An 11,652-nucleotide genomic window follows, 5' to 3' on the forward strand; every position below is an offset into this window, starting at 1 on the left:
GGCTATGAAGCTATCCACAGGAAATAAGGTCGTGCTGATCGGCGCTGGCGACGTCGGCGTGGCATATGCGTACTCACTGGTCAACCAAGGCACTGTCGACCATTTGGCAATCATTGACATCGACGAAAAGAAGACGATGGGCAACGTCATGGACTTAAACCATGGCGTCGTGTGGGCGTCGTCGCGCACCAAAGTCACTCAGGGCACGTACGCCGACTGTGACGATGCCGCGCTGGTAGTCATCTGTGCAGGCGCAGCACAAAAGCCCGGCGAGACTCGCCTACAGCTGGTGGACAAGAACATGAAAATTATGAAGTCCATCGTCGATTCCGTCATGGCCAGCGGTTTTGATGGGCTCCTACTGATCGCCTCCAACCCCGTCGACGTACTCACATACGCCGCGTGGAAGTACTCCGGGCTGCCACACAACCGTGTCTTCGGCTCCGGCACCATCCTGGACACCGCACGTTTCCGTTACATGCTGGGTGAATACTACGATGTTTCCCCGATGAGCGTGCACGCATACATCATTGGTGAACACGGCGACTCCGAGCTGCCGGTGTTGTCCAGCGCCAACGTTGCAGGCGTCAGTCTGTCCAAGCGCCTCGCCGCCGACCCCGCGCTTCACGACGAGCTGGAGGACATCTTCATCCGAACCCGTGATGCCGCCTACGAGATTATCGATGCCAAGGGCTCCACTTCCTACGGAATCGGTATGGGGCTGGCCCGCATTACGCGCGCCATTTTCCAGAACCAAGAGGTAGCTCTGCCGGTCTCCGCATACTTGCAAGGTGAATACGGTCATGAGGACGTGTTCATCGGAACACCAGCCATTGTGAACCGTCGAGGAATTCGCCGCGTTATCGAGCTTGAGCTGGACGAATACGAAAAGAAGCAGCTGGACAAGTCCATTCAGACGCTCCGAGATGTGCAGGATCCATTCTGGAAGTAACTGCTGGTAGCGAGAGTAGATGTCTTCTCGACATGCGCTTTCGGCCGTCTCATTTGAGAATGAGAATGCCCACCTTCTATTGGCCCGCGTGGCCGACTCTGGCCAACGCTTCGTCTTCAACACAGGAGTGCCTTCTCTATGGCAGCGCAGAGCCCTCAAGACACAGCAACTGACAACACTGAAAGCGGCGCGGCCGTACCGCGTCTGGATGACCTCATCAGCAAGGTCACTGATCTGATCACAGAGTTGGACGACGTCTCGGTGGAGGCTTCTGCACTGCTCGCAGAGGTGCCGGAAGAGCGCCGTCGGCACGCGGAAAACCTGCTGCACTACGCACACCTGCGCACAATTGACATCCGTGAGCTGCAAAACAGCTTGCACGACCTCGGCGTGACCAGTCTGACCACGGTGGAGACTTTCACCCGGGGGCGCCTTGAGCTCGCTCTCAACGCGCTGTTGGCGCTGGCGGGGCGCACCTCAGACATCGATGTCGCCCGCATTATTGCCGACGATGAGCGCGCGGATATTGCCCTGGATAACAACGCCACCGAGCTGTTCGGTCAGGAGCGCGCGGATGTCACTTCGCACATTATGGTGACCCTGCCCGCCGAGGCCGCCGACGATGCAGAGTTGGTGGAGAGCTTCGCTGCCGCTGGCATGGATCTCGCTCGCATCAACTGCGCCCACGACGGACCTGAGCAGTGGAGCCGCATGATTGACAACGTCAATGCTGCAGCTGAGAAGGCCGGTCGCCGCATCTTCGTGTCCATGGATCTGGCTGGTCCGAAGCTGCGCACGGGCGATATCGAACCGGGGCCGCGTGTGGGGCGCGCCCGTGTTGTGCGTGACGACGCTGGCACGGTCATCTCCAAGTCCAAGATTTGGCTGACTCCGCGACTGGATGAGCACCCCAAGCCAGCTCCGAGCGATTTGCCGGGGCGTCCCGCACTGCCGTTGGAAGCAGATCAGGGGTGGTTGGAACAGCTGCAGCTTGACGATGTCATTACGCTGCATGACTCCCGCTCGGCGAAGCGTCACTTCACTGTTGTGCGCATCGACACCGACTCCGAGGGCGAGGTCGAGGCTGTCCTCGCCGAGGGCGAAAAGAACGCCTGGATTGCCGAGGGAACACACCTGCGCAGCAACTACGAGGTCACGCGCGCTGGTGGCGTGCCACCGACCGTGCAAAAGCTGCGCTTCCACACCGGTGATGAGTTTATTCTCACCAGCCGCGAGGAAATCACCACCATTCCACGCACTGACGATGAAATTCCACGCGTCTCCTGTTCGCTGCCGTCTGCCGTGGCGGCTCTGAAGCCGGGCAATCCGGTGCTTTTCGACGACGGTGCGCTCGGCGCTGAGGTGGTTGAGGTCTCCGAGACGTCGTCAAGCGAAGATAGTCACGTCGATGCCCGGCTGCGTGTCCTGCGTACGAAGCCGAATGGTCAGCCGCTGGCGGCGCATAAGGGCATCAATCTGCCGAACACCGACCTGCCACTCAATTCGCTTACCGACGAAGACATTGAGCACCTGCGCTTTGTGGTGGAGCATGCGGATATTGCTGCGGTGAGCTTTATTCGCACGCAGGGGGATGCTGAGTACGTTTACAAGGTGCTCGATGAGATTGCGGCGGAACATGAGGCTGCGGGCCGCGAGGACCTGGCGTCGAAGGCTCGGAACCTGGGTGTTGTGCTGAAGATTGAGACTATTCCGGCATTCCAGAATCTGCCGGGAATCATCATCGCCAGCATGAAGCGCGCCAAGTCCGGTCTGATGATTGCTCGTGGTGACCTGGCTGTGGAGCTGGGCTTCGACCGTATGGGTGAGGTCCCAGGCCAGATTCTGACGCTGGCGCAGGCAGCCGGTGTGCCGACCATTCTGGGTACTCAGGTGCTGGAGAACATGGCCAAGGCCGGCCTGCCGTCCCGCGCGGAGATTACCGATGCGGCCTTCGCCCTGCGTGCCGAGTGCGTGATGCTGAACAAGGGGCCGCACATTACCGAGGCCATCGCGATTTTGAACAACCTGGCCCGGAAGATGGGACGTTCGCAGCGTAAGAGCCGCATCATGCTGCGGAAGATTCGCAGCTGGTCGGACTAGTGGCTGGGGTAGGGGCCGGGCTAGTTTAGGTAGGTTAGGGGGAGCGCACTTAAAAACACCGTGGGAGAAAAGACTGCGGAAGAAGCCGGCCGCGCGTACGAGAGGAGCCCTGCGGAAAATGTCTAATGAACAGGCAGAAAACGCGGGGTGGGCTGTGCCGCCGCAGTCTCCAAAACAGCAGCCACAGCAGTCCCCACCTCAGGTGGTGCTGCCACCGCAGCAGAACTGGCAGCCGACTGTCTCGGATTCGACTATCACGGGTGCGACGCCGCGCTGGAAGGCCGATGAGATTGTTCGCAAGCGCGCGGACAGCGTCTTTCGATGGGCGATGAGCGGCGCCGGAGTATTCGCCGCATTTACCGTTTTCGTCTGGATGAGCATCCTGAGCCCCGGTCAGGACCTAGTGGTTTCCCTCCTCGGTGAGTTTGGAGCATGGGCTTTCGGTCTCTGCGGAATGGTTTCCCTCATTGGGCTGGGTTTTTCGGTCTACAAGACCCTCCAGGTGCTGCGTGACCGCGCAACGTATGCCCGCCCACTGCTGTCGCGCACGGCAACGGATGTGCGCACGATGCACATGTGGCCAGTGCGCAACATCACGGGGCCCGTGGTCGCGTTGGCTGAAACAGGAGTCACTGCCGTAATGGGGCCAGGTCGCTTTATCTGGTATCTGGCCTGCGTTTTGTGGCCACTTGCAGCGGGTTGGTTTATCGCTGCCGACGTATCCCGGACGTACTTCCAGGCCGGAATCATCACCGTTTTAGCTTGTGTGACGACTGCCCTCACAGCGCGGCTACTCGGCTACGTGTTGGCTCCCGAGGAAGTGCATCGCAACATTCCCGTTGGATCCGGTCGCGAACGCACCCAGCCCGGTTTCTGGTCCAAGGGCTTCATCCCCAGCGAAGCTACCGATGAACAAGGGGAGGCGGGCGCAATGGCCGTCGACAAGCAGCTTTTCGAAGGAACGGCGAGCGAATTCGTCGACGATTTTTATAAGTAGCCCAGGCAGTCGCGAATTACGGACTGCGAATAGGTATTCTGTGGCCTTGTGGGAAAGAAATCTCGTAAGAAGAATAATCAGGCCCCGGAGGGCATGAGCCGCCGTCAGGCGAAGCTGGCAGCCCGCGCTGCTGAGCGTGCAGCGCTGCTGGGCAATCCGCGTCCGTTCAAGGACTTCGACGAAGAGGCTGACATCGTGGCTGTCCGCGAGTTCGCTCCGGCTGTGGTCATTCCGGTCACGGTCGCTGACGCCGAGCGCGACATCAAGCTCTGCACCGTGCTGCCAGGTGGCGTTGCTGCTCTGACGCGTGCCGCTGACCAGGGCAATGAGGCTTTCGTCGCGCTGCAGACGCAGGCGCGCACCAATGATGGCGCTGCGGATCTCTCCCGTGCGCTGGCATGGGCCCGTGACGCAGAGCCGGGCCAGCAGCTCTCCGCCGCCACTGACGGCGAGGCCGCACCGCTTACCGACGTCCTGACCGCCGTGGATCTCGACAACCTGGAGGTCCATCAGGACTTCGAGTGGTGGATTCCCAAGGGCATTGAACGCACCCCGATGATCGAGCAGAACCTGGCCGTGGCTAACGACGCGATTCTCCCGTCGTACCGCCTGGATGCGAAGGTCGCTGGTGCTGTGTGGTGGATTGATCCGGGCGAGCGCGCCCACATCCGCTGGGTGCGCCGCGAAGATGAGAAGCCACTGCTGGATGCCTTGGCACGGGTGCACGCTGCGGACAACCTTTCGCTGGGAGAGGGCACTAAGTTCGCTGGTGTCTTCCGCACCGATGGCCTGCTGGTGCCGGTCTGGGACCTGGATAACACCAAGCCGCACGACCACTGGATTGCTGCTGTGGAAGAGGCCGACAAGCGTATCGCTGAGGCGCTGGCCAGCGAAGAGCCGCTGACCGCCGAGGAGCGTAAGTCCCGTGAGACCATCGTGTCCCGTCAGGTGACCATTCGGAACTAGGCGTAGCTGGTTTAAAAACTAACGCGTGTGGCTCAGCAAAAAGCTAAGTCACACGCGTTAGTTGTCTCGAAAGCTATCTGAAGCTGTTTTAGCTACCTTCTTGACTATCTCAGCTCCGCAAAAAGTGCTGGCGCTTCGATTTCGTCCCAGAGCAGCACATTGCCCGCATAACCGGTATCCATGGCGCCTGAGGTGGGCACGGTAAGGGAATCGGAACCGAAGAGCATGCGCAACATCAGCCAGGTCAGATGCCAGACATGGTCACCATCGCCGACGAACACGGCCTTAGTGCCAGCATTGGCCAGGCGAATCCAGCGGTAGGGGTTGAGCCATACCGCAGGTGATTTCAGGCGTCCCATCAGCGCGCTCATGAACTCACGCTGCCGCTCTACGCGGTCCAAGTCTCCCTGGGCGGTAGCACGCGTGCGCACGTAACCCAGGGCGCCCGCGCCGTCGAATTTCTGGCAACCGGCCTGGATATTCAGGCCCGCCAGCGGATCGTCGATGGCTTCTTCAGGGCACATCTCGATACCACCGACAGCATCGACGACACCGGCGAAACCGCCAAAGCCAATTTCGGCGTAGTGGTCGATGTGGATTCCAGTGTTTTTCTCTACGGTATCGATGAGCAACTGGGGGCCACCAAATGCGAATGCCGCATTGATCTTGTTCTTGTCATTGCCCGGGATATCCACGAAGGAGTCACGCGGGATACTGACCAACTTCGGCTTACCGAGCACCGGAATGTGGGCAATCATGATGGTGTCGGTGCGCTGGCCGAAATCACCACTGCCCGTCGACAGCTTGGCGGCATCTTCCTCTGACAAGCCCGTACGAGAGTCCGAACCGACAAGCAACCAGTTGGAGGACATCGTATTGGCAGGGCGATCTGCCAGACCGGAGAACGCATCGACCCTGGTCAGGCGGATGTCGACAAGTGCCATCGTGACGACAAGGAAGATGACGAGAAGCAGGATGATGGATTTAAAGCGCAAGCGTGGCAGTCGCAAGCGTGGCATGCGGAACCCAGACCTGACGCCGGCGCCGTCACGACTGCCACGGCGTCCACCACGGCCAGAACTCGCTGCTTGTGGGGCACTGTAGTAGTCCTGTGACGAGCCGCGCGAGGAAGATTGGAAATCCGCATCCGGATTATATCCGGGTGGGGGAAACCGCGGATCGCTGCCAGCGCGTCCGCTACCGGCCCGGTTCATTGGTGGACGGGACTCAATGCGCGTTTCGTTCAGTGGCGCCTGCCGACGTTCCGGTTGCGGCCTAGACCTGCGCGGAGGCATAGGCGCTGGGCGGGCTGCCCCTGCCCTAGATGGGCGGTCGGAACGGGGCGGGATGGGGCGTCGTGAAGCGCCACGCGAATCGGCCTCACGGGGGCCGGCATGCTTCGGCGACGCCTCGTCCACACGGCGGTAGATGGGGCGGCCATAGCGATCTTTAAGCGGCCTACCGTATCGGTCGCGGGCAATGCGCGAGTCGTCGAAGTTGCCTTCCATACCAATAAAGAATAGGCAACGACAGTGGACTAAGAGAACCGAGACAGCAATACAAGTCTTGGTAGCGCTGGCGTTACCCTGCATGCGACGTGCTGAAAGGGGTTGGGAACGAAGAAGAATATGCTGGAAATATGTCCGCAATGAACCAGAACAACGAACGTGCAGTCAACGACTCGGATGTTTACGTCAAGAGCCGGCATGGTGTCCCTAGGGATTTCTTCGCCTGTGAGGCGGCGGGGCTGGGTTGGCTGCGCGAGGGCGAATCTGACGGCGGTGCGCGCGTAGTGGAGGTGCTGGGCGTGAGCGGGCATGCGCTGAAATTGCGTCGAATTGAGTCGAAAGCGCCGACTCCACAGGCGGCGTACGATTTCGGAAAATCGTTGGCCATTACCCACAATCTGGGCGCCGTTGGCTGGGGTGCCGGCCCCGATGGGTGGGAGGGGCACGGTTACTTCGGTCCGCTGGATCAGCCACTACAGATGGACCTGACTCCACGGGAGAGCTTCGGTGAATACTGGGCGAAAGGACGTCTGCTGCCCACGCTTGGAAAGTTGGAAAACTCCTACAATAACCGTCAGCTAGATATCTTTGACCAGCTCATTGACCGACTCTTGGCTGGAGATTTCGACAACGAGCCAGACGCTGCGCGTGTCCACGGTGACCTGTGGTGGGGAAACCTCATGTGGGATGCAGACGGCGCGATTTTGATTGACCCCGCAGCGCACGGCGGAGCCCGCGAGGAAGATCTGGCACTGCTGGCGCTATTCGGGGCAACGCACTTCGACGAGATCTTGCGTGGCTACGAATCCGTACATCCCCTGCCGGATTTCGCCGAGAGCTGCGAACTCCATCAGCTCTACGCCGTGCTCATGCACGCGGTGCTTTTTGGTGGCGGATACGCCGGACAGGCAGCGGCAATGGCAGCGAAGTACGTGCGTTAGCTGGCGTTAGCAGCCTCCAGCACGCTAGCGATCTCCAGTAGCTCTGCCTCACCGCAGTGCACCGCACCGATGTTGACGCTGGTGGCGGGGAGCTCCGCGTTGGGTGTGCTGCCGCTTGTGCCCGGCACAGCAATTGGCACGGACACGCTTGCCCACCCAGTCAGATTCCACAGCGATAACCACGGAGTCCACCGGGTTTGCTCGTCAAAGTCCTCCCACGGCGCCAACGCAGAGAAATGCCCAATACGTGGCGGATCAAACGCCAGCGTTGGCGTAATCACCGCGTCGACTTCCCAACGCGATCGAATCGCGCCGGGCAGAGCCATCCGCTGCTGATGTGTCGCCGCCGCCTCCGCTGCGGAAATCTCCTGGCCACAGGCGCGAATCCACTGCACGATCTCGGAGTAGTCCGCGCGCGGTAATTTCGTGGCCATTCGCGTGATGGTCCGTCGAAAGATCTCGAACACGTCCGGACCTGCCGGGTCATAGGGGTTGGGCACTTCCACCACCTCATACCCGGCGTCGGCAAGACGGTCAGCCGCCGCCCACGCACCGTTTGCCCAGCGCTTATCGACGTCCACCTCAGCATGAAACGGGCTGACAGTGACACCGATGCGAAGGGGGCGCTGGGACCGTCGGAAAACATGCGAGGTTGCGGAAAAGGGCACTCCGGCCAGTAGCGCTGCGTCATCGACTGTGCGAGTGAGAAAAGCGGGCGTGGAGAGATTTCCACCCGCAATATCGTGTGCTGGTTTCAACCCAACGAGGCCACAGCAGGCGGCAGGCACGCGGATGGAACCGCCACCGTCAGAGCCCAGAGCTGCGGGAACGACACCAGTTGCCACAGCTACTGCGCTGCCGCCCGAGGAACCACCGGGAGTGCGTGGCGCGGTATCCGGCTGATTGGACAGCTGATTGGGCGCGGCGAAATAGGGGTTTTCCGGAGCCGGGTAGCCAATCGGCTCGGTGTAGGCCGTCATCCCAACCTCGGAGGTGTGTGTAGTCGACGTGAGGATGGCGCCGCGAGCCAGAAGTTTCGCCACGGGTTCCGAGGTTTCGGTGGCGGTGAAAGCCAAGTTGGCGGAGCCCATCGTGCATTTGACACCGGCGATGGTGAATAGGTCCTTAATCGCCACTGGCAGTCCCAGGAGGTCACGCGGGAGGCCGTGGCTAGCGCGCCGGGCGGCCTCTGATTGGGCAGTGAGGCTGCGTGCACGGTCGACAGCGTGCTCGGCCAAGGACGTGGCAATACCGAAACGGGCGGGATTGGCTGCGGCGTCGTCGGCAAGCGTGGCGAATTCCGAAACGATCTCCGATACCGAGATTGCGCCACTGCGCACGGCTTCAGTGAGGGCGCGGGCGGGCATCTCGGAAGAAAAGGTCATGCAATAAGTGTAGAAGCCCTCTAATCTGAGCTTATGACGACGGTTACTTATTTGGGTCCTGCGGGCACATTCACAGAGCAGGCGCTGTGGGACATGGCGCGTGCTGGCGAGATTGATCCGGCAGGGGAATCCGCGGTCAATGCGGTGCCGGTGGATAGTCCCGCGGCCGCGCTTGGAGCCGTGCGCCGAGGGGAAGCGGACTTTGCCTGCGTGGCTATCGAAAGCAGCGTGGACGGTCCCGTCACACCAACTTTTGATGCCCTCGCTGCTGGGCCGGAGCTGCAGGTTTTCCGTGAAACCGAGGTCGGGGTGGTCTTCTCTATCCTGGTCCGTCCCGGTACGACGGCGGAACAGGTGCGTACTTTTACGACACATCCTGTGGCGTATCCGCAGGTCAAACAGTGGGTGGATGCCAACCTTCCGGGCGTGGAAGTTCATCAGGCCAGCTCCAATGCGGCGGCGGCTCACCAGGTCGCCGAGGGTACCCACGACGCTTGCGCTGCCCCGGCCCGCGCGGGTGAGCTGCTCGGACTTGAGGCGCTGGCCACTGAGGTCGCTGACGTGCGCGGTGCCCGAACCCGTTTCCTACTGGTGGGGCGTCCTGGTGTGCCGACGCCGCGCACCGGTGCCGACCGGACCTCGGTCTCGTTCACGCTGCCGAACCAGCCCGGCACACTGATGCGCGCCATGAATGAGTTCGCAGTGCGACAGGTCAACCTCACCCGCATCGAGTCGCGGCCGACACGCGAGCTCTTCGGCCTCTACCGCTTCTACATTGACTGCAACGGCCACGTTGATGATGCACAGGTTGCGGCGGCTCTCGCGGCACTGCACGAATACGCCGAAGACCTGCGGTATCTGGGATCTTGGCCGGTCGCTGAGGGCGGTCGCCGCAGCATTATGACCCCGCCGCCGGATATCTCCCAGTCAATTGAATGGGTCGACGCGCTTAAGGAAGGACGAAGGTAAAACATGACACCCGCCGCGCCCGAAAATCCAGTTGGACAGCTGCCTTTCCTCGATGACCGCCCAGACCGCCCTGAATCTGTCATGCCGGTTGATTCCCAGCGCATCATTTTCATCCGCCACGGGCAGACCACCGGCAACATCAACCGCCGCCTGGATACCGCATTGCCGGGCGCACCGCTCACCGACCTCGGTGTGAGGCAGGCGCGCAGTCTGGGACGTCTTTTGCTTCCCGACGTCCACAGAATCGGTGACATCGTCACATCCCATGCCCTGCGTGCACGCCAAACTGGTGCAGGCGCGGTCGCGAATCTGCACCACCTGGGAGAGACTTCCGTTCGCATCCGCCATGAGGGTGGTCTCCACGAGATTCAGGCCGGCGACCTCGAGGGGCGCAATGACCGCGATGCGCACATGGAGTACATGCGTGCCTTCTACCAGTGGCTCAATGGGGAGCTGGAGTACCGCCTTCCCGGCGGTGAATCCGGTGCTGACGTGCTGAATCGCTACCTGCCGACGCTACAGCAGCTGCTGGTGCAGGCAGGGGCGACAGGTGGTGAATCCAGGGAGTCCGGGGAGGGCGGCAGCAAGGATGTCGTCATTGTCAGCCACGGCGCGGCTATTCGTCTGATTGGGCAGTATCTGACCGGGGTGGATCCGGAATACGCACTGCGACACCGCATTGCCAATACCGAGCGAATTGAGCTGGTTCCGAGCGCTGTGGACGTCGGCAAGCCTGCTGGCATTGAACCGGGCACGTGGGATGTGCGCCGCTGGGGCGACAGCGAGTTGCCTTAGACAGGCAGCTGGGCGGCGACCGTTACTGCTGGCCGTTATTGCTGGCCTTCCTGAATCTCGCGGCGCTTCTGAGCTGCCAGGCGTAGGCGTTCCGTGCGACGCTTGGATTCCGCTTCGTTGATTTCGTTGAGGAGTTTTTCTTCGTCATCATTGATGTTCAGTGCGGCGCGCCCGATGAGGGCAACGGCCGCAGCGACGATGAAGCCGAGCCATGCGTTGTCGATATTGGTTGCAAACATCAGAACGATAGAGACACATACGATGATGCCTGCAGCAGAATCAACAATGTTGAGCTGGCGGCCCTTTTTCATCAGGTTTTGCAGCTCTTGATCGACACTTTGATGCTGCGGATTAGCCGGGGTGCCCTGTGAACTCTCGGGGGAGACCTCAGCGGGCAGGTCCGCGAAGAGAGTTTGCAGTTCTGCCCGAGTTTTAGCGGAAGCAGCACTTTCGGCGCGTTTGGAGAACTCATCGACATCCAAGTAGCCATCAGCGAAATGATTGCCGAGACGCTCCATGGCAGCGTTGCGCTCCCTGTCGCCGACCCTGATTTCTGGCTTCTCGCTCGAGTTGTCGCTCATGGTTATTAAGGCTACAGGGAAGAAGAGGGGAGGGGACAGTATCGCGAGAGGAACGAGACCGTGCACGGCGGGACAAACTTATCCGTAGCCGAGTCGGTCCAGATCCTCCTCCTCGAGGCCGAAATAATGCCCGATTTCATGCAGGAGAGTGACCCGAATCTGCTCCACCAGCTCCTCTTCGGTGCGGCTGATGCGGCAGAGCATGTCGCGATACAGGCTGATTTGGTCAGGCGGACCCCAGTGGTTGTTAGAACGCTCGGTCAGAGGTATGCCCTCGTAGAGGCCCAGCAGTGTGGGTTCGTCGAGGTTATACGGGTGGACCTGGATGATGACCTGATCGAGCTGGTCGAGAAACTGCGTGGGGATGCGGTCGATGGCCTCATCGACAAGTGCATCGAACCGCTCCGGGCTAACGTCAACCATTTATGGTGCTGCCTCGCAATGTCCTCTTGTTTTAC

Annotated in this window: 11 protein-coding genes; 7 read left to right on the plus strand and 4 right to left on the minus strand. The window is 60.8% G+C overall.

The features are described 5' to 3' along the window. Nucleotides 1-4 precede the first annotated feature (4 nt). The 4 genes from CHU70_RS02060 (at nt 5) to CHU70_RS02075 (ending at nt 5,015) form a co-directional block, all read left to right on the plus strand. A complete protein-coding gene (locus tag CHU70_RS02060) occupies nt 5-952 on the plus strand; it encodes an L-lactate dehydrogenase (RefSeq protein WP_016421677.1) in 948 nt (315 codons plus the stop codon). A 138-nt stretch (nt 953-1,090) separates the two neighbouring features. Then, the gene (locus CHU70_RS02065; RefSeq protein WP_049171694.1) at nt 1,091-3,052 is read left to right on the plus strand and encodes a pyruvate kinase; all 1,962 of its coding nucleotides are present in this window, start codon (nt 1,091-1,093) and stop codon (nt 3,050-3,052) included. A gap of 118 nt (nt 3,053-3,170) precedes the next feature. After that, nucleotides 3,171-4,049 carry a hypothetical protein gene (locus CHU70_RS02070; protein WP_147719410.1) on the plus strand — a complete coding sequence of 293 codons (879 nt, stop codon included), beginning with the start codon at nt 3,171-3,173 and terminating at the stop codon, nt 4,047-4,049. Between the two features lie 48 nt (nt 4,050-4,097). Then, the gene (locus tag CHU70_RS02075; RefSeq protein WP_049190930.1) at nt 4,098-5,015 is read left to right on the plus strand and encodes a DUF5926 family protein; all 918 of its coding nucleotides are present in this window, start codon (nt 4,098-4,100) and stop codon (nt 5,013-5,015) included. Between the two features lie 104 nt (nt 5,016-5,119). Here CHU70_RS02075 and CHU70_RS02080 read toward each other — a convergent pair whose 3' ends face one another. Further along, complete coding sequence (locus CHU70_RS02080) at nt 5,120-6,523, minus strand: LCP family protein (protein ID WP_241482465.1); 1,404 nt, start codon at nt 6,521-6,523, stop codon at nt 5,120-5,122. Between the two features lie 131 nt (nt 6,524-6,654). Here CHU70_RS02080 and CHU70_RS02085 point away from each other — a divergent pair, with 131 nt between their 5' ends. Further along, nucleotides 6,655-7,464 (plus strand): fructosamine kinase family protein, encoded by an 810-nt coding sequence (locus CHU70_RS02085; protein ID WP_147739743.1) that lies wholly within the window; start codon nt 6,655-6,657, stop codon nt 7,462-7,464. Here the strand turns inward: CHU70_RS02085 and CHU70_RS02090 are convergent. Next, nucleotides 7,461-8,849, minus strand: coding sequence for an amidase (locus tag CHU70_RS02090; RefSeq protein WP_070437304.1), 1,389 nt, complete (start codon nt 8,847-8,849; stop codon nt 7,461-7,463). The two genes, CHU70_RS02085 and CHU70_RS02090, sit on opposite strands and share 4 nt — an antisense overlap. A 33-nt stretch (nt 8,850-8,882) precedes the next feature. On the opposite strand from CHU70_RS02090, the gene pheA reads away from it, so the two are divergent. Together pheA and CHU70_RS02100 are read left to right on the plus strand one after the other, a co-directional pair. Then, the gene (gene pheA, locus CHU70_RS02095) at nt 8,883-9,818 is read left to right on the plus strand and encodes a prephenate dehydratase (RefSeq protein WP_005510446.1); all 936 of its coding nucleotides are present in this window, start codon (nt 8,883-8,885) and stop codon (nt 9,816-9,818) included. 3 nt (nt 9,819-9,821) lie between these two features. After that, nucleotides 9,822-10,613 carry a histidine phosphatase family protein gene (locus tag CHU70_RS02100; protein ID WP_147719412.1) on the plus strand — a complete coding sequence of 264 codons (792 nt, stop codon included), beginning with the start codon at nt 9,822-9,824 and terminating at the stop codon, nt 10,611-10,613. A gap of 35 nt (nt 10,614-10,648) precedes the next feature. Here CHU70_RS02100 and CHU70_RS02105 read toward each other — a convergent pair whose 3' ends face one another. Together CHU70_RS02105 and CHU70_RS02110 are read right to left on the minus strand one after the other, a co-directional pair. Beyond that, the gene (locus CHU70_RS02105) at nt 10,649-11,194 is read right to left on the minus strand and encodes a DUF1707 domain-containing protein (protein WP_147719413.1); all 546 of its coding nucleotides are present in this window, start codon (nt 11,192-11,194) and stop codon (nt 10,649-10,651) included. A 78-nt stretch (nt 11,195-11,272) separates the two neighbouring features. Continuing rightward, nucleotides 11,273-11,617, minus strand: coding sequence for a metallopeptidase family protein (locus CHU70_RS02110; protein ID WP_038626990.1), 345 nt, complete (start codon nt 11,615-11,617; stop codon nt 11,273-11,275). Nucleotides 11,618-11,652 lie beyond the last annotated feature (35 nt).

Origin of the sequence: Corynebacterium sp. LK10, from assembly GCF_008042455.1 — a bacterium.
In the GTDB taxonomy this organism is placed as follows: Bacteria; Actinomycetota; Actinomycetes; order Mycobacteriales; family Mycobacteriaceae; genus Corynebacterium; species Corynebacterium jeikeium_D.

Excerpts from the sequence above, each read along its gene's own strand:
- CHU70_RS02060 (WP_016421677.1), top strand. The coding sequence starts at position 5 with ATGAAGCTATCCACAGGAAATAAGGTCGTGCTGATCGGCGCTGGCGAC.
- CHU70_RS02065 (WP_049171694.1), top strand. The coding sequence starts at position 1,091 with ATGGCAGCGCAGAGCCCTCAAGACACAGCAACTGACAACACTGAAAGC.
- CHU70_RS02070 (WP_147719410.1), top strand. The coding sequence starts at position 3,171 with ATGTCTAATGAACAGGCAGAAAACGCGGGGTGGGCTGTGCCGCCGCAG.
- CHU70_RS02080 (WP_241482465.1), bottom strand. The coding sequence starts at position 6,523 with ATGGAAGGCAACTTCGACGACTCGCGCATTGCCCGCGACCGATACGGT.
- CHU70_RS02085 (WP_147739743.1), top strand. The coding sequence starts at position 6,655 with ATGTCCGCAATGAACCAGAACAACGAACGTGCAGTCAACGACTCGGAT.
- CHU70_RS02090 (WP_070437304.1), bottom strand. The coding sequence starts at position 8,849 with ATGACCTTTTCTTCCGAGATGCCCGCCCGCGCCCTCACTGAAGCCGTG.
- pheA (WP_005510446.1), top strand. The coding sequence starts at position 8,883 with ATGACGACGGTTACTTATTTGGGTCCTGCGGGCACATTCACAGAGCAG.
- CHU70_RS02100 (WP_147719412.1), top strand. The coding sequence starts at position 9,822 with ATGACACCCGCCGCGCCCGAAAATCCAGTTGGACAGCTGCCTTTCCTC.
- CHU70_RS02105 (WP_147719413.1), bottom strand. The coding sequence starts at position 11,194 with ATGAGCGACAACTCGAGCGAGAAGCCAGAAATCAGGGTCGGCGACAGG.
- CHU70_RS02110 (WP_038626990.1), bottom strand. The coding sequence starts at position 11,617 with ATGGTTGACGTTAGCCCGGAGCGGTTCGATGCACTTGTCGATGAGGCC.